This window comes from Vibrio antiquarius, from assembly GCF_000024825.1.
Taxonomy (GTDB): domain Bacteria; phylum Pseudomonadota; class Gammaproteobacteria; order Enterobacterales; family Vibrionaceae; genus Vibrio; species Vibrio diabolicus.
Window position 1 is genome coordinate 2763306 of sequence record NC_013456.1, and the last position, 20356, is coordinate 2783661.

Genomic DNA, 20356 nt, shown 5'->3' on the forward strand with positions numbered 1-20356 from the left:
CGCTTTTACGTAGTTAGCTTAAGTAGCACAAGCTAAATGATGACAAAGGTTGACGTGAAAGCGCCAACCTTTTGTTTTATCTGTCGTATACTAATTCAAACTAAAAATTAATCGGACAGCAATAATGAGTTTTGAACTTCATCCTCAATTGGCAAAAGACACTTCGGTGATTGGTCACTTCCCACTTTGCGTCGCGCTTCTTCATAAAGATAATGCTGTGCCATGGGTTATCTTGGTGCCTAAACGCGAAAATTTGAAAGAGCTACACCACTTGCCAATGCAAGAGCAACAACAGTTTTTGCTCGAATCTCAAGCGGTAAGCCAAGCACTCGAAGCGACATTCCGCCCAGACAAGTTAAACCTTGGCGCCCTAGGTAACATGGTGCCACAGCTGCACATTCACCATATTGCGCGCTTTAAAGACGATATGGCATGGCCAGGACCAGTTTGGGGGAATACAAAAGGAGAGTTTCGTACTGACGAAGAACAAGAAGAGATTCTTAACCGAATTCGTAATGTGTTGTCGTTAAGCTCTATCTTCCGTAAAGCGTAACCGTTATATAACTTTTAATTCAGGTAGAAAGTAAAAAGCCGCATCATTGCTGATGCGGCTTTGTTGTTTGTGCGCGATGGTTCATTGCTCCTACTACATGGTCACGGTAAGTGACAAACCATCGTGCTTTGTGACTGCATAGCGTATTCGCGTTATATGATGAGCTTTATTTGTATCTACCAAGCGAGAAATGCGACCTTTGTTAATCCATACACTTAACATGGCGTCTGCACCGTCTTCACTCATTCCGAACTGTTTTGCTAGCTCAGATTGGGAAACCGTTCCTTTTTCAGCAATATATTGATAAAGCTCTTTTAAAATCATACGACTTGCGCCTCAAACTCGCCTTGATGTTTCTTGCCTACGCGCTTGAAAACGCGGTACGTGCCAAAGAAAATCGCAATAATTATGGCAATCCAAACGCCGCTGGTGATAGGGCTATCAGCGAAATGCATAAGCTGATGATAGAAAGTCGCACTCAAGTACGCGAGCCCCATTGTCCATACCGCTATAAAGCGCGCAAAGTTATTGCCGAATTCTCGAACATAGGCACCCATCGCAGCCACACAAGGAGTGTAAAGTAAGATAAAAACTAGGTACGCAAAAGCAGCATGACCAGAAACAAATTTCTCTTTTATGTTACCAAAGATCGATTCATCAATTTCTTGCTCCTCTGCGACTGCATGAGAATCTGCTAAATCACCGACGTCAATCCCCAGAGGATCAGAATAGCTCAGCCCTGCTAGGTTTTCAGGAATGCTCATCACCGCTTCTTCTAGGCTACCCATAAGATCAAATTCTGCATCCTCTCCATCGGTTGGCGTAGTATATAAGCTGTTCAATGTGCCCACGACTGCCTCTTTCGCGAAGATACCAGTAATAATACCAACCGTTGCTGGCCAGTTATCCTCTTGAATACCAATTGGTGCAAACACTGGCGTCACAACCTGAGCGGCTTTTGATAGAACCGATTTATCACTGTCTTCATTACCGAATGTACCGTCAGTTCCTAGCGAGTTGAGGAAGCTCAAGATAGCAACAACCACAACGATGGTTTTACCTGCACCCAATACAAACCGCTTAAGTTTTTGCCAAGTTTTGATCACCACGTTCTGCAATGTCGGAAGCTCATAGTCAGGCATTTCCATCACCAAGCTATCACTGCTGCCAGGATACAGCGTGTGCTTGAGGAACAGACCGGTAAACACCGCGGCGACAATACCAAGTAGGTAAAGTGCAAACACAATGTTTTGACCAGAGCCTGGGAAGAAAGCGGCAGCAAATAAAGCGTACACAGGTAAGCGAGCACCACATGACATAAACGGTGCCATCGACGCAGCCAACTTGCGCTCACGCTCTTGGTCTAGCGTGCGCGTTGCCATGATCGACGGAACGTTACAGCCAAAACCAAGAACCAAAGGGACAAACGCTTTACCCGGCAAGCCGATTTTCTGCATCACTTTATCAAGCACAAACGCAGCGCGTGCCATGTAACCCGAGCTCTCAAGCACAGCAAGGAATAAGTACAAACACGCTATGACCGGGATAAAGGTCGCAACTGTTTGAATACCGCCGCCTAAACCATCAGCAATCACCGTAACTAGCCATACGGGGAGGTGACCATCTAATAAGTGATGTCCACCATCAACCAGCAATGCGCCTACACCAATGTCAAAAAAGTCGATAAATGCACTACCGATGTTAATCGAGAACATAAACATCAAGTACATAACCACAAAGAAGAATGGGATCCCAATCCACTTGTTCAAAATAAACTGGTCGAGTTTTTCAGTCACGCTACGGCTTAATTTGCCTTCGCTTCGGCGAACTTTTTTACACTGTTCATGCAGGTATGTGTACTTGGTATCCGCGACATGCAAATCGATATCCAAGTCTAAAGTCGCAATGACTTCCAATACTTTGCTTCTATCAATATCGGAAAGGCTATTGAGAACCATCGTGTCTTTTTCAAGCGCACGAATCGCTAATGCACGATGGGCGACGGTTTGATCGTTAAAAAGTGCGGAAACAGTTTGAATCGCCGACTCCATCTTTTCACCGTAATGCAAAGATAGCTCTTTAAGCGCGACCCCTTGAACGATGGACTTATGAAGTTTTTCTTTAAACTCTGCAACTTGAGTTTTATTGGTTGCAGATAAACTTACTACAGGACAACCTAACGTTTTCTCAAGCTCTGAAACGTTAATCATTTGACGTTCACGTTTTAGCGCATCCATTTTGTTGAGAACAACAATCATAGGACGGCCAAGTTCGCGAAGTTGTAACGTCATATATAAGCTGCGCTCTAAACTCGTGGCATCAACCACGTTGATAATGAGATCGGCAGGATGAGTTAGAACCGCACGCGATGCAATGGATTCGTCAATACTATTGCTATCATTACCACTGTCTAACGAGTAAATACCAGGAAGGTCAGTGAGCAAAAACTCGTCACCCGCATGTTTGAATTGTCCCGTTTTCTTTTCAACGGTGACGCCTGCCCAGTTACCAACTTGCTGTTTTGCGCCAGTCAAACCATTAAATAGCGTCGTTTTACCACTATTAGGATTACCTACGGTAAGCACTTGATATTGCATTACACTCGCTCCACTTCAATTTTCTGAGCAATGGTTTCTCGCAATGCGACAGACACACCACGGACTTCGACTTGTAAAGGATCACCCATTGGAGCACGTCGAATCACTTTGACTTCTGTATTGGGAAGCAGCCCCATTACCATGAGTTTCTTTCTGATATCTGATGAAAGACCATCTAACAACCGAATCTTCACCGTATCGCCAGGATTAATCTCTGATAACTTCATAGTGGCCCTTAAGAGTATTGCTAATGAGAAATATTATTATTTAATAAGTTTAGGCTGCCAATATTACTCTTCTATAACCCTTCAATCCTTGTGTGAAATCAAAGATTTCATAAATGTTTTCATGCTTTCAAACGTCAACTCCGTAAATTTCCTCTCGTTATTTACGTCAAAATTAACAATTAAAAATCACGATCAATGAAATAAAAATGTCACAAATAAATGGTAAAGATAAAAATTTCCACATAAAACAACAGGTTAGATGACATTTAAAACTTTGTCGTTTTTCTCATATCAACATGGCGTTATTTTTATAAGAAAAATAAGTAACCTCTCGTATAGTTACTCCATCGAGAGGGCAACCTCTCAAATGAATTCCAGAGGTGGCATGGCAACATGTCACTCCGGCAGCAAGCGAAGGTGTCATTGACACCCGTGGTATAGTCCCCCCGGCTATACCACGATATTTTTTTTCATCTCTCTAAACTCTTTAGCTTATCCACCTTTTCAGCACAGTTCTGTTTTCACGAATTTCGCATTCCCCCACTACTCAAATGAACCAACGCACTCTAGATACAAAAATACAACCATTCATCTATTTGTCGCCGTAGGTAAATCCGTCCTCTTAAGCCATGTATGGTTATAGCTAAGAACAGCGCTACTAACAGATAGAGCGTGACCGTGCTTACGTATTGAGAATGGATTTGTAGGCTAGATGTTATGAAGAAGCAATGAGAATCACTGCATTGGTAGCTCTAGCAATAGTAGAGCACTATAAGCAGCTCCCCAGTCTTTTGAATATTCACTAGGGAGTGTGTAATGAGTTTTTTTAGTTGGTTTCTTGGCTTTCTTGAGTCAAAGCAAACTTGGAAGGAGGCAAACCAAAATGCAATTTAAACTTTTGGCTAAAGTAAGAAGGATCATTAAAGCCGCAGTTAAACGCTACTTCGCTGATTTTCTCGCCCGCTAATAACTGCTCACACGCCGTTTCTAAACGAACCTCTGTGACATAGTCTTTTAACGTTCTTGACGAGGCTGATTTAAAGCGCCTCTGTAAAGAGCGTTCTGACATGAACAGCATTTTAGCCGCTAAAGCAGTACCAAACTCAGGGTCATGGTAATGCTCAGCCACCAGCTGATAGACTTTTTGCAACCATTCTTTCTCTGGGGTCACTTTATCTTCGACGATAGGTTCAGACTCAAATTCTTGCAAAGATTCATCCACATAACTCATCTCTTTCGCAGTTGGCCATGTAATTTCGATTTTATTTTGAGCGTCGGAAGTAAACACCGCCAAGTATCCTCCACTCGTGGTCACTAACTGGGCAAGATGATCAATACTCAATTCAGAGTGGTTCATATTAGATGGACGCCCGGTCGTGACTTTATTAGGCAGTTGCGTCCCATAATCAAGAAAACTCAATGAAACAATATCATTGTCCTCTTCTAGCATGATTCTCACCGTTTGGCCTCGGAAAGAACGCTTGATGATATTGGCAAAAATGCTGTTGAAGATAACATCAAGGTTAAAGCTTTCCAGAGCAATTCGACTTGTTTTTCTCTCATCTTCAAGCTCCACCATAATCCCAGCCTTCGCAAAATCATCTTGCCATACATCAACCACCGATTGAGTTATCTGACTCAAATTGTAATTGTGACTACCGCCGCTAGCTTCGCCAGGAACACTTTTTAACTCATTTAATTGCCATGTCGTTTTCGCCAGATGATCTTCCGTAGCTGCATCCAAAGGTATGGGTAATTTTGCCGCTATAAAATCCACACTGGACTTAATAGATTGCGCCACGTGATCAACCAACAGGTTTCTGACTTGAATCTGTTTACGTAGCTGTTGGTTACTCGTCAACAACACTCGGCTTTGATGCCTCAACTGGTTAGTTTTGAGTGTCACTTGCGCAGCTAAATCACGGTTAGCCTGTACAACATAGCGAGAACGCCAGTACATAAGTAGTGCAACCATGGCAATACTCGCGACCACAAAACCTAAAATTGCGAGTTGCGATAAATACCAAGGATTAAGCACAATAAAATACGACTCGAGCCCAACCAATCCAGCAGCGACTTGAGACTCATTACTTACCTGTAGATGGTATTCACCGGAATTGAGGTGCTCTAGAGTCAGTTGGCCTCCCTCTAGCGCTTGCCAAGGATCATCGCTATTCAATCGATAATACAAATTTTGGCTGTCTGGTTTTGGCATCACGCCAAATAAGAAACTTAGAGAAGAGCCATACGGTAATTTTATTCCATTCAAATCGGCGCTACCAACTTGTAGAACCTCGTTTTCAAGCACAACTTGGCTCACGATAAACTTCGACTCTGGAGGGTTTGACACAAGCAGCTTGGATGCTTCAGCTTTTACCAACCCGTATTTCGACCCTAGGACGAGCTCTCGCTCACCACCTTCTTTTTGCTGTATAACACTGCAAATTCCTGGTAGAAACTCGTTGTTCATTAAGCCAGACGCCGATGAATAATGTTTCACTAATTCACCCGAAAGGTGGTAATAGCTTAACCCGACAGAAGAGGCTAACCACACACCTTGCCTGTCTCTGATCAAGCAAGCAGGTCGCGCGTTGGGCACACTCATTTCAACAACACGTTTCTCGTCACGTCCTTTAATCGTTTTAAAAACGCCGTAAGATGACGCAAACCACTGACTGCCATCAACCGCCGTGACCATGTCTAATGATTCACCAAATTTTTCGGAATAGCGGATGAACTGGATGTTTTCATTGCTGTATTGATAAACCCCATGATCGGTCCCTATCAATAGAGAGTCTTCAGTGTCGTATAAACGCGTAACCTTAGCTGGTAAGTACTGACTTACTAGCCACTCACTTCCAAAGTTTCTTACGCTTTGCTTGGTTATATCAACATTGTAAAGATGGTATCCACTTGATACCCAGAGACGCTCATTACCATCTACAGTCACGTGCTCCACTGCGTGTCCAGCCATAACCTGTAAATAAGGAAATGTCACTTTGTTAAGACCATTCAGCTCGAATATTTCGAGCCCTTTAGAGGTCGCAAGCCAAAGCATCCCACCTTGAAATGCAAATTCATTGATCTGCGAATCAAGCTCCAAGACTTTGATGTTGCCACTCTCACCTGTCCGATAAAGCTTTCGGTCATCCGCGAACCAAAGCGCATCATCAGGTCCTGTGGAGGTTTGTCGAATTCGCCCTGATAAGGTTTGCGAGTCGTAACTACTGAAGGTTACTCGTTCAAACTTTTTACTAAACAAGGAGTAATAGCGAATGCCTTGGTTAGTCGCGATCCACATCCCTCCCATGTTGTCACTCAGTAGCGAATAGATCTTTGTATTATCCAGCTCCAGTTCAAGAAAGCTTGCAGGCTCGACTTCTGTCACTTCGCCTGACAAGAATGAGTATAAATACAGACCATGCTCAGTCCCCACCCAGTACTCTTGATTTGTCTCAGCGAAAGTCAACACATGAGAGCCGCCAATCTTAATCACCTCTTTATCAGGTTGATAAATATTGAAAATTAATGCCCCACGCAACGTTCCTACCAGAATTTCTCTGCGCGTGTGTGAGTAGTAGATCTTTTCAATGTAGTTCTGACCTGAAGCGACTACATGGTCAAACTTATCTCCTTCTGAAAGATAAAAGCCAGAAGTTGTAGCAAGTGCCCACTTCTCTTCGAGCAGAACTGCATCGTTAATATAAACATAGCTATTGTTACTATGTTGATAGAGCTGCAACAAAGAAAAGGACTTTAACTCGCTAGTATCGATGTTGTAAGTATAGAAATGTGCGCCATCACTAACCCAAATATAATCTTCAGAAGAACCGATTTTTCTTATTTGCGACCCGGGGTTTAAGCTAAAGACTAAACGTCTTTCTTGATTTGGATAAGTTTGATACACCTCATTCTCAACAAAGGTCCAGAACGAGCCTTCATGATAAGCCAGTTGCTTGGCAGACGTTTGTAAAAAACTGCCTGATTTAGGTAGGATATTTTGGCCATCATAAAACAACACCCGCCCATGCACGTCGTGAATCCACAAGCCCCCTTGCTCACCCAAGAACAATTTTTTAGCTGCAATAAAAGTACCCTTAACCTGAGTCGGCAAAGGGTAAAAGATGGCATTCGCATTATGAAGAGCAAATGCTTGGAAAGATAGGAAAAAGCCCAACAAGACAAGGGCTAATTGGCGTAGCAAGACGAAAACCTTTTATATCAATTTGTGCTCGGCGCTCACCGTCCATATCTTCTACAGCATGGACTTATACGGTTATTTTGAGCTGCTAATTATTGATAATGATATCTCAATTACTGTTTGAGAAAAGGCTCGCCTTGCCAAAGGTTGTAATTCTTACTACTGGATCACGTTAAAAGGACTATTCCTACACAACAACACTACTTAATCCGTCTTTTGGCTCAAGCACTGCTCAAAATTATTCGCCATATTGTTGAGAAAAGTAAAGTAACTGCCCGGTTTTGCTTCAATTGTGCTCCCTAATGGGTCAAGTTCACCTTTGGCAACTTTGCTACCTCGCATCACGCTCTGAACGACAGCTGGAGTAAACTGAGGTTCAGAAAACACGCAGGCTACATCTCCTGAACTTAACTTTTGACGAATTTGGATTAAGGTTTTTGCGCCCGGCTTACGATCCGGGCTCACGGTGAAGTGCCCCATTTGATTCAACTCATAACGCTCTTCGAAATAACCATAAGCATCGTGAAACACAAAGTAACCTTTGTCTTTCACTGGCGATAATTTCTTCTTGATCTCTAGGTCCGTCTGGCTGAGCTCAGTTTCAAATTTTTTAAGGTTTTCTTGGTACTGTGCTGCATTTTCCGGATCAAGTGATCCCAGTTGATTCACGACAGCCTTGGCAACTTGTTGTGCTTGACTTACACCTAACCAAAAGTGCGGATCATGTGAACCATGATCGTGGCCATCATGGTCATGATTGTGCTCACTATCAAACTCACGCAAATCTAGATCTGGAATTTGACTAATAGTCAGAGTATTCGATCTGTCTGACACGACTTTTTCCAGAAACGGTTCGAGATCATGTCCGTACCAAATAACTAAATCAGCAGAAGCGATTTTCTTAACATCCGATGGGCGTAAAGCGTAATCATGGGGTGAAGTGTTGGACTGCAGTAATACATCTGGCGAAGTCACACCTTGAGTAAGTTCTGTCACTAATAACTGAATAGGTTTGATACTCGTTAGTACCGTTACTGCGTGTGCTGGCAACGTTAGCATCGCTGACGCAGCAAGAATTAATGCTCTTTTCATAGTTTTACTTGGGATATGGTGTAGAAAGTGTGATAATGTTACATTATAACATTATTGATTTGCAAATGAGTTTCATTCATGTCTTCCTTAGTCCATCTTGAGCACTTATGCGTCGAGTTCGATGGCCGCAGAGTTCTCGATAACATTAGTATGGAATTACAAAAGGGCAAAATAACAACCCTAATTGGTCCCAATGGAGCGGGAAAATCAACGTTAGTCAAAGTCATTTTAGGCCTTCAAAAACCGACTAGCGGCAAATTAAACCGACAAAGAAAACTAAAAATTGGTTATGTTCCTCAAAAATTGAAGCTCAATGACTCTCTTCCATTGAATGTCACCCGTTTTCTAAATTTAGCAGGAAAATACAGTAAACAAGAATGTATTGATGCATTAAGGCTTGTTGGCGCTGAGCATTTAATTAGTAGTAACATGCATCGCTTGTCAGGTGGTGAAAACCAACGCGTATTACTTGCGCGTGCTTTGCTTCAACGCCCAGAGCTGTTAGTGCTAGATGAACCTGCGCAGGGTGTGGATATTCAAGGTCAAATCGATCTCTACGATCTAATTGAAAGCATTCGTCACCGATTCGATTGCGGTGTATTTATGGTGTCACACGACTTACATTTAGTAATGGCCAAAACAGATGATGTCATTTGCCTGCATCACCATGTTTGCTGCTCTGGTTCACCTGCCACGATTACTCAGCACCCTTCTTACATCGCGCTATTTGGCAATGCAGCGAGAGAATCGCTCGCGTTTTATCATCACGACCACGAGCATCATCATCACGATTTATCCGGAACGCCAGTAACTGGCGATGCGACATCATGCTCCAACCATAAACACGGACATCATCACCATGATTGAGTTTCTTCTACCTTCTATTCTTGCTGGTATTGGCATCGCGATCATTGCAGGTCCTCTTGGGTCATTCGTCGTTTGGCGCAAAATGGCTTACTTCGGTGATACCCTGGCACATGCTTCATTGATGGGTTTGGCATTAGGCTTTCTGCTCAACGTGAACCTTTATCTTGCACTACTCGTTTGCTGTTTAGCACTCGCCGTATTGCTCGTGACATTGCAGAAACAACAACTGGTCGCAACCGATACGCTTCTGGGTATACTCGCCCATAGCGCATTATCTGTTGGTCTAGTTTCTGTTAGTTTCTTGGATAATGTCCGTGTAGATCTGATGAGTTACTTGTTCGGTGACTTACTCGCAGTATCTCCGCAAGATCTGATGTTCATTTACGCAGGTGCCGCTGCTGTTAGTGTGTGTCTTTACGTTTTTTGGCGACCTTTATTGTCGAGCACAGTTAGTGAAGAGCTTGCTGCCGTCGAGGGCGTCAATACAGACTTGGTTAGATTGGTGTTAATGCTTATGGTAGGTGTTGTGATTGCCGTAGGAATGAAGTTTGTTGGGGCACTTATCATGACTTCTTTGCTGATCATCCCAGCAGCAACAGCACGTAAGATCTCTTCATCACCAGAGCAAATGGCACTGTTCGCATCTATTATTGGCTCTGTGGCAGTACTGATGGGGCTTAGCCTATCATGGCACTTCGATACGCCGGCTGGCCCATCAGTAGTAATCAGCGCAACATCTCTGTTTATGCTTAGCCAATTTATTCGCCAAAAATCGTAAAAAGTACCTTGATACAAAAAAGCCTAGCAATAATTGCTAGGCTTTTTTAGCTTTAAGCTTCGAGTTGGAAATTACCAGCCCGTTACTTCACGTAGACCTTGGCCGATCTCTGCTAGAGATTTCACAGTCTTAACGCCCGCCGCTTCTAGTGCTGCAAATTTGTCTTCAGCAGTACCTTTACCGCCAGAGATAATCGCACCAGCGTGGCCCATACGTTTACCAGGAGGAGCAGTTACACCAGCAATGTAGGAAACCACTGGCTTCGTTACGTTTTCTTTAATGTATGCTGCTGCTTCTTCTTCTGCTGTACCACCGATTTCACCGATCATAACAATCGCTTCAGTTTCAGGGTCTTCTTGGAACAGTTTTAGAATATCAATGAAGTTTGAACCTGGGATTGGGTCACCACCAATACCAACACAAGTAGACTGGCCGAAACCTTCGTCAGTTGTTTGCTTAACTGCTTCGTAAGTTAGAGTACCGCTGCGAGATACGATACCTACTTTACCTTTCTTGTGGATATGACCAGGCATGATACCGATCTTACACTCATCAGGAGTGATAACACCCGGACAGTTAGGACCGATCATACGAACGCCAGTTTCTTCTAGCTTCACTTTCACGTCGATCATATCTGTTGTAGGGATGCCTTCCGTGATTGTTACGATTAGCTCGATGCCCGCATCAATCGCTTCTAGAATTGCATCTTTACAGAAAGGTGCTGGAACGTAGATTACTGTCGCTGTTGCGCCAGTTGCTTCTACTGCTTCGCGAACTGTGTTGAATACAGGTAGACCTAGGTGAGTTTGGCCACCTTTACCTGGAGACACACCACCAACCATCTGAGTGCCGTATGCGATAGCTTGCTCTGAGTGGAAAGTACCTTGACCACCAGTGAAACCCTGACAGATTACTTTAGTGTCTTTGTTAATTAATACAGACATTATTTAGCCTCCGCAGCAGCAACAACTTTCTGAGCAGCATCCGTTAGCGACTCAGCAGCAATGATATCAACATCAGAATTAGCAAGAACTTCGCGACCTAGGTCAGCGTTAGTACCTTCTAGACGAACAACAACAGGTACGCTTACACCTACTTCTTTAACCGCACCGATAATACCTTCTGCGATCATGTCACAACGTACGATACCACCGAAGATGTTAACAAGTACCGCTTTCACGTTGTCATCTGATAGGATGATCTTGAATGCTTCAGCAACACGCTCTTTCGTCGCGCCGCCACCTACGTCTAGGAAGTTAGCTGGTTTGCCGCCGTGTAGGTTTACGATATCCATCGTACCCATTGCTAGGCCAGCACCGTTAACCATACAGCCAACGTTACCGTCTAGTGCTACGTAGTTCAGTTCCCACTGAGCTGCGTGTGCTTCACGCTCATCTTCTTGTGATGGATCGTGCATTTCACGAAGCTTAGGCTGACGGTAAAGAGCGTTTGAATCGATGTTGATCTTACCATCAAGACATAGCAGGTTGCCTTCACCAGTAACCACAAGCGGGTTGATCTCAAGTAGAGCAAGATCGTACTGGGCGAACATCGTGCCAAGACCCATGAAGATCTTAACGAATTGTTTGATTTGGTCGCCTTCAAGACCAAGTTTGAACGCAAGCTCGCGACCTTGGTAAGCTTGTGGGCCTACTAGTGGATCGATTGCTGCTTTGTGGATAAGCTCCGGCGTTTCTTCCGCAACTTTTTCGATTTCCACACCACCTTCTGTTGAAGCCATGAAAACGATCTTACGGCTTGCACGGTCAACAACCGCACCTAGGTATAATTCGTTTGCAATGTTTGAAGCTTCTTCAACAAGGATTTTTGTAACTGGCTGACCGTTAGCGTCAGTTTGGTAAGTCACTAGGTTTTTACCTAACCACTTTTGTGCAAACTCTTTAACGCCTTCTTTTGTATCGTGCAGCTCTACACCGCCCGCTTTACCACGGCCACCAGCGTGAACCTGACATTTAACTACTTTCTTTTCTGTACTGATACGGCCTGCAGCTTCAAAAGCTTCTTGTGGTGTATCACACGCGTAGCCTTCTGGCACAGGCAAACCGAATTCTGCAAACAGCTGTTTGGCTTGGTATTCATGCAAATTCATTTCGATATTCCGTTTGTTTTTCCCTTAGGGGATTTATTATTTCCATAACGCTGCAGTCTTGGCTGCTTGTACGTCTGTAGGGTCTTCTCAAATCAATCCCTCATCACGAGTACCCATGGTGTGGGATTCAAATGAAGGCCAGACGTTGAGCTAGTCTAGCCATTGAAATTTTTAACGTCTAGCTACCTACGATAACTAGACGTTTTAGCGATATTAAACGTCTAATAGGAGACGTGCTGGATCTTCTAGCAACTCTTTAATCGTCACTAGGAAGCCAACAGACTCGCGACCATCAATTAGGCGGTGATCGTAAGACAGCGCTAGGTACATCATCGGCAAGATTTCAACTTTGCCATCCACTGCCATCGGACGCTCTTGGATCTTATGCATACCAAGAATCGCTGATTGAGGTGGGTTGATGATTGGTGTAGACATTAGTGAACCGAACACACCACCGTTTGTGATAGTGAAGTTACCGCCCATTAGCTCGTCTACCGTTAGCTTGCCATCACGACCTTTGATAGCCAGTTCTTTGATGCCTTTTTCAACATCAGCGAAACCAAGCTTGTCACAGTCTTTTAGGACAGGTGTAACTAGACCACGTGGCGTTGATACCGCCATGCTAATGTCAAAGTAGTTGTGGTAAACAATATCATCGCCATCAATCGAAGCATTTACTTCTGGGTAACGCTTAAGCGCTTCTGTTACTGCTTTTACGTAGAAAGACATGAAGCCCAAACGAATACCGTGACGCTCTTCGAACTGATCTTTGTACTGCTTACGAAGGTCCATGATTGGCTTCATGTTCACTTCGTTAAACGTCGTTAGCATTGCCGTATTGTTCTTCGCCTCTAGTAGACGGTTAGCGACTGTCTTACGCAGGCGAGTCATTGGAACACGTTTTTGGCTACGAGCCGCTGCCGGCACGTCAACCACTGCTGGTGCTTCTTCTTTTGTCGCAGCTTTAGCGTTCGCAAGATGCGCTTCAATATCTTCGCGCGTAATACGACCACCAACGCCAGTGCCTTTCACTTGGCTTGCTTCTAAGCTATGCTCAGCCAATAAACGACGTACTGCTGGGCTTAGTGCATCATTGCTTTCTTCGCTAAGCGCAGCTTTATGACGTTTATCAGGAGATGCTTCCGTACCTTCTGTTTTGTCTGCAGTAGGCTCACCTGCAACTGCACCTGGCTTCAATTTAGCAATGATTTGTTTAGAAAGTACTGTCGCACCTTCTTCTTCAACGATAGCTTCCAAAACGCCTGCTTCCGGAGCTGGCACTTCTAGCACGACTTTGTCTGTCTCGATGTCAACCAAAACCTCGTCACGCTCTACTGCGTCGCCTGGTTGTTTGTGCCATGTCGCTACGGTTGCATCAGCAACTGATTCAGGTAAATCTGGAACCAGAATTTCAATTGTCATATCTGTTTCTTCCTTTAACTTCTAGTTCTTAATTCGAAGTTTTTGAGTTCACGTTCAGAGCGTCTTCAACCAACGCTTTTTGTTGTTTCAAGTGCACCGACATGTAGCCAACTGCTGGCGAAGCAGAAGCTGGGCGACCTGCGTATTTAAGATCTGCACCTGCAGGAATAGCGGCACGGAAGTTGTGTTGGCTACAGTACCAAGCACCTTGGTTCTGAGGCTCTTCCTGACACCACACGAAGTCTTCAACGTTAGTGTATTGAGCAATCGCTGTTTGTACTTCTTCCATCGGGAATGGATAAAGCTGCTCGATACGCACGATAGCAACATCGTCTTGCTCGTTGTTACGGCGCTGCTCCAGTAGGTCAAAATAAACCTTACCTGAACAGAACACGACGCGTTTTACTTTGCTTGGGTCTAAATCATCTACTTCTGGAATTGCAGATTGGAATGTACCGTCCGCTAAGTCTTCAATTGTCGAAGTACATAGAGGATGGCGCAGCAAAGATTTTGGCGACATCACAATCAGAGGTCGACGCATTGGGCGTACAACTTGACGACGAATCATGTGGTATACCTGAGCCGGTGTTGAAGGAACTACAACCTGCATATTTTGCTCAGCACACAACTGAAGGTAACGCTCTAGACGTGCAGAGGAGTGCTCTGGGCCTTGACCTTCGTAACCGTGAGGTAGAAGCATTGTGAGACCACACAAGCGTGCCCATTTCTGCTCACCTGACGAGATGAATTGGTCAATCACAACCTGCGCGCCGTTGGCAAAGTCACCAAACTGCGCTTCCCAAATAGTCAAACCACCTGGCTCTGCTGTTGCGTAACCGTATTCAAATGCCAGTACCGCTTCTTCTGACAGTACTGAGTCAAACACTTGGAATGGACCCTGATTGTCATGAATATTCGCTAATGGAATGTACGTACTTGCATCTGTTTGGTTATGAAGAACCGAGTGACGGTGGAAGAAAGTACCACGACCCGAATCCTGACCAGAAAGGCGAATACGCTTACCATCATCAACTAATGTTGCATACGCGAGAGTTTCTGCCATACCCCAGTCGATTGCTTTTTCACCGGTCATCATTGCTAGGCGATCGTTATAAAGCTTATTAACACGGCTTTGCAGTTTATGGCTTTCTGGGTACTGACACAGACGATTACCTAGCTCAATAAGGCGTGTCTTGTCGTATTTTGAATCCCACTCCATATCCCATTCGTGCCCTAAGTAAGGGGACCAGTCTACAGAGTGCAACGCCATTGGACGCCATTCTTTAACCACCACTTCACCGCGATCTAATGCATCGCGATACTCATTGACTAACTGAGTCGCTGTCTCGATATCTGATTCGTTTTTATCGATCAGAATATCCGCATACAATTTGCGTGGTGTAGGGTGTTTTTTGATTTTTTGGTACATCAAAGGCTGAGTCGCGTTTGGCTCATCGGCCTCGTTGTGACCATGGCGACGGTAACACACCAAATCAATCACGACATCGCGCTTGAACTCGTTGCGGTAATCCAAAGCAATACGAGTAACAAAAGCAACCGCTTCTGGGTCATCGGCATTCACATGGAAGATTGGCGCCTGAACCATCTTCGCGATATCTGTACAGTACATCGTTGAACGCGTGTCACGAGGGTTAGACGTCGTAAAACCAACTTGGTTGTTAATAACGATACGCACCGTACCACCGACTTGGAAACCACGAGCCAGTGACATGTTGAACGTTTCGGCAACCACACCCTGACCAGCGATTGCAGAGTCACCGTGGATAGTGATAGGAAGCACTTTGCTACCTTGATTATCACCCAAGCGATCTTGACGTGCTCGCACCGACCCCATGACTACTGGGTTGACGATTTCTAGATGCGATGGGTTAAATGCAAGAGCTAAGTGAACATCACCACCTGGGGTGGCAAAGTCGGCAGAGAAACCTTGGTGATATTTCACATCACCGGTGCCCCAAGTTTCGTCGTGTTTACCGGCAAACTCATCGAATAGATCTTGAGGCTTCTTACCAAGCACGTTCACCAGCATGTTCAAACGACCACGGTGAGCCATACCGATAACCACTTCACGCATCCCACTTGTTCCCGCGTGACGGATCAACTCTTTCGTCATCGGAATCAGTGCGTCACCACCTTCTAGAGAGAAACGTTTTGCACCTGGGAATTTCGCTCCGAGGTAACGCTCCAAACCTTCAGCGGCTGTTAGCTCTTCTAGGAATGTGCGCTTCTCATCTTTGTTGAATGATGGCTGGCCTACGACAGACTCAAGACGTTGTTGGATCCAACGTTTTTGCTCTGTGTCAGTCATGTGCATGTATTCAGCACCGATGGAACCGCAGTAAGTTTTGTTGAGGGCTTCATAGATGTCTTTCAACTTCATGGTTTCTTGCCCAACAGCAAAAGAACCTACGTTGAAAGTTTCTTCGAAGTCATCTTCGGTAAGATTATGAAAAGCAGGGTCTAACTCCGCCACGGTTGGGCGTTGCCATAGACCTAGTGGGTCTAATTCTGCAGCTTCATGTCCGCGGAAACGGTATGCGTTGATTAGCTGTAGAACTTTTACTTGTTTTGCATCGACATCTGGGTCACTAACTTGGACATTGTAATGCTTTGTTTCTCTAGCGAGTCGACGGAAGTAGTCACGGACACGTGAATGTGGTTGTTCTGCCACTTCTTCTGACGGCTTAGGTAAGCCTTCAAAAACACGTTTCCACTCCTCACTTACCAGATCGGGATCACTTAGATACAGTTCGTAGAGGTCCTCTACATACGTTGCATTGGCGCCAGCCAAGTGTGAAGACTCGAGCCATGCCTTCATCACGCCGTTGTGCATATTTTCCCTTAACCAGTAGTTTTCACGTTTGCTTCGGTCTTTGCCGAGCTATAAGAGCCGACCAGAACTAGTCGGCAATTTTTGTATTCTTTACTCGAAATATTCTTGAAGCAGTGAAGCGGTCATATCGGGTGATCCGCAACACTGCGACATTCCTAAGAGCGAGTAAATTAAACCGAGCGATTAACCAGCATCGACTTAATATGGCCGATGGCTTTCGTCGGATTTAATCCCTTAGGACAAACACTTACACAATTCATGATGCCATGGCAACGAAAAACGCTAAATGCATCATCAAGATCAGACAAACGTTCATCTGTTGCCGTATCGCGACTATCAATTAGCCAACGGTACGCCGCAAGAAGACCAGCTGGACCGATGAATTTGTCAGGGTTCCACCAGAATGATGGGCAAGACGTTGTACAACATGCACACATGATACATTCGTACAATCCATCTAAATGAGCACGATCATCAGGTGATTGTAGGTTCTCGCGTGATGGTGGTAATGCACCATCATCAATCAAGAATGGTTTAACTTTCGCATAGTTATCATAGAATTGTGTCATGTCAACGATAAGATCGCGCACGACAGGTAACCCTGGCAGTGGACGAATAACTATCTTATCGCCTTGTAGAGCAGATAACGGTGTGATACACGCTAGACCATTTTTACCATTCATGTTCAAACCATCAGAACCACATACCCCTTCACGGCATGAGCGACGGAACGCGATGCTTGGATCTTGCTCTTTTAGCAGAATCAATGCATCAAGCACCATCATGTCTGAGCCTTCGTCTACCTCAAGGGTATACTCTTTCATGTAAGGCTTGGTATCCACATCCGGATTGTAACGGTATAAAGAGAAGTTCAATTTCATAGTCGTATCCTCCCTTTAGTATGTACGTACTTTCGGCGGGAAAGCTTCACGATGCGTTGGCGTCATGTTCACATCACGCTTAGTCATCGCTTCTGTTTCCGGGTTGTAGATAGAGTGGCATAGCCAGTTCTCATCATCACGCTCAGGGAAATCGAAACGAGCATGTGCGCCACGGCTTTCAGTACGGTAGTTAGCCGCTACGGCTGTAGAGAATGCTGTTTCCATCAAGTTGTCTAGCTCTAGACACTCAATACGTTGCGTGTTGAATTCAGAAGACTTGTCCGCTAGATGTGCATCTTTCAGACGTTCGCGAATCACTTTCAACTCTTCTAGACCCGTTGCCATTGCATCGCCTTCACGGAATACCGAGAAGCTGTTTTGCATGCAAGCTTGTAGGTCTTTACGGATTTGAACTGGATCTTCACCGCCAGTACTATTTTCCCAACGCATGGTACGCGCTAGAGATGCTTCAATATCAGATTCAGTTGCAGGGCGTGCCTCAGCTTGCGCTGCGAGCGTTTCGCCAAGGTGCAAGCCAGTCGCGCGACCAAACACGACCAAGTCTAGTAATGAGTTGCCGCCTAGACGGTTTGCTCCGTGTACTGATACAGAAGCAATCTCACCACATGCATATAGACCTTGTACTTCCATCTCGCTGCCGTCAGCCTTTTGCTTGATTGCTTGGCCAGACACTTGAGTCGGTACACCACCCATCATGTAGTGACAGGTTGGAATTACTGGAATTGGCTCTTTCACTGGATCAACGTGCGCGAAAGTACGAGACAGCTCACAGATACCAGGCAGACGTGACTCAAGCACTTCTTTACCAAGGTGATCCAACTTCAGCTTAATGTGTGGACCCCAAGGACCATCACAACCACGGCCTTCACGAATTTCGATCATCATTGAACGTGCAACTACGTCACGACCTGCAAGGTCTTTCGCGTTAGGAGCATAGCGCTCCATGAAGCGTTCGCCATCTTTATTTAGAAGGTAACCACCTTCACCACGACAACCTTCTGTTACAAGAACACCTGCACCAGCGATACCCGTTGGGTGGAACTGCCACATTTCCATGTCTTGCATAGGTACACCCGCACGCAATGCCATACCTACACCGTCACCAGTGTTGATGTGTGCGTTAGTGGTCGACGCGTAAATACGACCTGCACCACCTGTTGCTAGAATCGTTGCTTTCGATTTGAAGTAACAAATCTCGCCTGTTTCCATACAAATCGCAGTACAGCCCATTACGGCGCCGTCTTGGTTTTTCACCAAGTCTAGTGCATACCATTCCGAGAAAATGGTGGTTTTGTGTTTCACATTTTGTTGGTAAAGCGTATGCAGAAGCGCGTGACCTGTACGGTCCGCAGCTGCTGCTGTACGTGCAGCTTGCTCACCACCAAATTCTTTTGACTGACCACCGAATGGACGTTGGTAGATAGTACCGTTATCAAAACGAGAGAATGGAAGACCCATTTTTTCTAGTTCGATAACGGACTCAGGGCCATTTTTACACATGTATTCAATCGCGTTCTGGTCACCGATGTAATCGGAACCTTTAACGGTATCATACATGTGCCATTGCCAATCGTCTTTGTGCGAGTTACCCAGAGCAACGGTAATACCGCCCTGTGCAGACACAGTATGAGAACGTGTTGGAAATACTTTTGACAACAAAGCACATGATAGGCCTTGTTCTGAAATTTGTAGTGCAGCGCGCATACCTGCACCACCAGCGCCGATTACTACGGCGTCAAACTCACGAACTGGAATAGACACTTACGCACCCCACAGAATAAATAGACCAGAGAAGACATAGCCGAATAGCACGGCAATAACACCAAGTTGCAGTGCGCCACGAAGTTTCGCGCACTTAATGTAATCCGTTAATACCTGCCATAAACCGACCCATGCGTGGATCAGGATCGAGACAAGTGCCAACATGGTGAATACTTTAGTGAAGGTACCACCAAAGAATTGGGTCCAAGATGCGTAAGAGATATCTGAAAATGCACAGAAGCTAATCAGATAAATCGTGTATAGCGTCATAATGATTGCAGTTGCACGAATCAGTAGGAAATCGTGTACACCATTACGACCAAATGAAGATACGTGTTTTACCATACCAAGATCCCCGCCAATAATGATAATACTGCTGTTGCACCAAACGCGACTTTAGCGCTCATCGTGCCAGAATCTAGCTCTTCAAAGTGACCTAGATCCATCAACAAGTGACGGATACCACCTGCAATGTGGTAGGCAAGTGCAGTAAGAATTCCCCACAGGATGAATTTTACGAAGAAGCTATCGACGATGTCAGCGGCTTCCATAAAACCCATTGGGGATGACAGAGAAATGGATAGTAACCACAGTAGTATACCCACCGCAACAAACGTAATTACCCCAGACACACGGTGTAGGATGGATGCGATTGCTGTGATAGGAAAGTGGATGGTCTGTAAATCTAAATTAACAGGTCTTGACTTTCTTTCTTTCACGGGCTTGCTCACTCAGCTCCATTGAGCATTTATTGTTATAACCAATTTCAGCTTCCAAACGTACAAAAGTTAACATCTATTTAACAAATATCGCGAGTAACCACCCAGATAATTGTAAACAACTTGTTAACAACCGGAGTCCAGCAACAAACCTCACTCTTTGTTTCTAGCCCCGAATTTATAAGGATTTAACTAAAATTTTCTTAGCCAATATACGGCGAGCAACATTCTAATACAATTGGTGTAACAAATTATGCTACATAGAACAGATTT

General features: G+C 44.8%; 16 protein-coding genes. 3 read left to right on the forward strand and 13 right to left on the reverse strand.

Features of this window, described 5'->3' with window-relative positions; all coding sequences use genetic code 11:
- Positions 1 to 124 precede the first annotated feature (124 nt).
- The gene (locus VEA_RS12765) at positions 125 to 553 is read left to right on the forward strand and encodes an HIT family protein (protein WP_012842045.1); all 429 of its coding nucleotides are present in this window, start codon (positions 125 to 127) and stop codon (positions 551 to 553) included.
- 93 nt (positions 554 to 646) lie between these two features.
- Here VEA_RS12765 and VEA_RS12770 read toward each other — a convergent pair whose 3' ends face one another.
- The 5 genes from VEA_RS12770 to znuA all read right to left on the reverse strand — a co-directional run bounded on the left by VEA_RS12770 (position 647) and on the right by znuA (position 8670).
- Positions 647 to 877, reverse strand: a complete 231-nt coding sequence (locus tag VEA_RS12770) for a FeoC-like transcriptional regulator (RefSeq protein WP_005396058.1) — start codon at positions 875 to 877, stop codon at positions 647 to 649.
- Positions 874 to 3150: a Fe(2+) transporter permease subunit FeoB gene (gene feoB, locus VEA_RS12775; protein WP_006742701.1), complete on the reverse strand. Its 2277-nt coding sequence runs from the start codon at positions 3148 to 3150 to the stop codon at positions 874 to 876. Before feoB ends, VEA_RS12770 begins: the two co-directional genes overlap by 4 nt.
- Positions 3150 to 3377 (reverse strand): FeoA family protein, encoded by a 228-nt coding sequence (locus VEA_RS12780; protein WP_041852977.1) that lies wholly within the window; start codon positions 3375 to 3377, stop codon positions 3150 to 3152. The genes feoB and VEA_RS12780 overlap by 1 nt, the downstream gene beginning before the upstream one ends.
- An 826-nt stretch (positions 3378 to 4203) precedes the next feature.
- Positions 4204 to 7581, reverse strand: a complete 3378-nt coding sequence (locus tag VEA_RS12785; protein ID WP_006742702.1) for an AraC family transcriptional regulator — start codon at positions 7579 to 7581, stop codon at positions 4204 to 4206.
- A 201-nt stretch (positions 7582 to 7782) separates the two neighbouring features.
- A complete protein-coding gene (gene znuA, locus VEA_RS12790) occupies positions 7783 to 8670 on the reverse strand; it encodes a zinc ABC transporter substrate-binding protein ZnuA (RefSeq protein ID WP_006742703.1) in 888 nt (295 codons plus the stop codon).
- A gap of 78 nt (positions 8671 to 8748) precedes the next feature.
- On the opposite strand from znuA, the gene znuC reads away from it, so the two are divergent.
- Together znuC and znuB are read left to right on the forward strand one after the other, a co-directional pair.
- Positions 8749 to 9537, forward strand: coding sequence for a zinc ABC transporter ATP-binding protein ZnuC (gene znuC / locus VEA_RS12795; protein ID WP_006742704.1), 789 nt, complete (start codon positions 8749 to 8751; stop codon positions 9535 to 9537).
- Positions 9530 to 10315 (forward strand): zinc ABC transporter permease subunit ZnuB, encoded by a 786-nt coding sequence (gene znuB, locus VEA_RS12800; RefSeq protein WP_006742705.1) that lies wholly within the window; start codon positions 9530 to 9532, stop codon positions 10313 to 10315. Before znuC ends, znuB begins: the two co-directional genes overlap by 8 nt.
- Before the next feature lie 71 nt (positions 10316 to 10386).
- On the opposite strand, the gene sucD is transcribed toward znuB, so the two are convergent.
- The 8 genes from sucD to sdhC all read right to left on the reverse strand — a co-directional run bounded on the left by sucD (position 10387) and on the right by sdhC (position 20095).
- Positions 10387 to 11259, reverse strand: a complete 873-nt coding sequence (sucD, locus tag VEA_RS12805) for a succinate--CoA ligase subunit alpha (RefSeq protein ID WP_005382181.1) — start codon at positions 11257 to 11259, stop codon at positions 10387 to 10389.
- Positions 11259 to 12425, reverse strand: a complete 1167-nt coding sequence (gene sucC, locus VEA_RS12810) for an ADP-forming succinate--CoA ligase subunit beta (RefSeq protein ID WP_005393009.1) — start codon at positions 12423 to 12425, stop codon at positions 11259 to 11261. The genes sucD and sucC overlap by 1 nt, the downstream gene beginning before the upstream one ends.
- A gap of 213 nt (positions 12426 to 12638) precedes the next feature.
- Entirely contained in the window at positions 12639 to 13847 is a 1209-nt protein-coding gene (odhB, locus tag VEA_RS12815) for a 2-oxoglutarate dehydrogenase complex dihydrolipoyllysine-residue succinyltransferase (protein WP_006742706.1), read from the reverse strand.
- Positions 13848 to 13875: 28 nt separating this feature from the next.
- Positions 13876 to 16701: a 2-oxoglutarate dehydrogenase E1 component gene (sucA, locus tag VEA_RS12820; protein WP_006742707.1), complete on the reverse strand. Its 2826-nt coding sequence runs from the start codon at positions 16699 to 16701 to the stop codon at positions 13876 to 13878.
- Between the two features lie 170 nt (positions 16702 to 16871).
- A complete protein-coding gene (locus VEA_RS12825; protein WP_005382174.1) occupies positions 16872 to 17582 on the reverse strand; it encodes a succinate dehydrogenase iron-sulfur subunit in 711 nt (236 codons plus the stop codon).
- Positions 17583 to 17597: 15 nt separating this feature from the next.
- The gene (gene sdhA, locus VEA_RS12830) at positions 17598 to 19364 is read right to left on the reverse strand and encodes a succinate dehydrogenase flavoprotein subunit (protein WP_005393016.1); all 1767 of its coding nucleotides are present in this window, start codon (positions 19362 to 19364) and stop codon (positions 17598 to 17600) included.
- Positions 19365 to 19709: a succinate dehydrogenase, hydrophobic membrane anchor protein gene (gene sdhD / locus VEA_RS12835; protein WP_005382169.1), complete on the reverse strand. Its 345-nt coding sequence runs from the start codon at positions 19707 to 19709 to the stop codon at positions 19365 to 19367. It lies immediately after the preceding gene.
- Entirely contained in the window at positions 19703 to 20095 is a 393-nt protein-coding gene (gene sdhC / locus VEA_RS12840; RefSeq protein WP_017634811.1) for a succinate dehydrogenase cytochrome b556 subunit, read from the reverse strand. Before sdhC ends, sdhD begins: the two co-directional genes overlap by 7 nt.
- Positions 20096 to 20356: the final 261 nt, after the last annotated feature.

Bases quoted from the DNA above. Each gene is read 5' to 3' on its own strand.
- VEA_RS12825 (WP_005382174.1), bottom strand. From the start codon at position 17,582: ATGAAATTGAACTTCTCTTTATACCGTTACAATCCGGATGTGGATACC.
- sucC (WP_005393009.1), bottom strand. From the start codon at position 12,425: ATGAATTTGCATGAATACCAAGCCAAACAGCTGTTTGCAGAATTCGGT.
- sdhD (WP_005382169.1), bottom strand. From the start codon at position 19,709: ATGGTAAAACACGTATCTTCATTTGGTCGTAATGGTGTACACGATTTC.
- znuC (WP_006742704.1), top strand. From the start codon at position 8,749: ATGTCTTCCTTAGTCCATCTTGAGCACTTATGCGTCGAGTTCGATGGC.
- feoB (WP_006742701.1), bottom strand. From the start codon at position 3,150: ATGCAATATCAAGTGCTTACCGTAGGTAATCCTAATAGTGGTAAAACG.
- sucD (WP_005382181.1), bottom strand. From the start codon at position 11,259: ATGTCTGTATTAATTAACAAAGACACTAAAGTAATCTGTCAGGGTTTC.
- znuB (WP_006742705.1), top strand. From the start codon at position 9,530: ATGATTGAGTTTCTTCTACCTTCTATTCTTGCTGGTATTGGCATCGCG.
- VEA_RS12780 (WP_041852977.1), bottom strand. From the start codon at position 3,377: ATGAAGTTATCAGAGATTAATCCTGGCGATACGGTGAAGATTCGGTTG.
- odhB (WP_006742706.1), bottom strand. From the start codon at position 13,847: ATGACAATTGAAATTCTGGTTCCAGATTTACCTGAATCAGTTGCTGAT.
- znuA (WP_006742703.1), bottom strand. From the start codon at position 8,670: ATGAAAAGAGCATTAATTCTTGCTGCGTCAGCGATGCTAACGTTGCCA.
- VEA_RS12770 (WP_005396058.1), bottom strand. From the start codon at position 877: ATGATTTTAAAAGAGCTTTATCAATATATTGCTGAAAAAGGAACGGTT.
- VEA_RS12765 (WP_012842045.1), top strand. From the start codon at position 125: ATGAGTTTTGAACTTCATCCTCAATTGGCAAAAGACACTTCGGTGATT.
- sucA (WP_006742707.1), bottom strand. From the start codon at position 16,701: ATGCACAACGGCGTGATGAAGGCATGGCTCGAGTCTTCACACTTGGCT.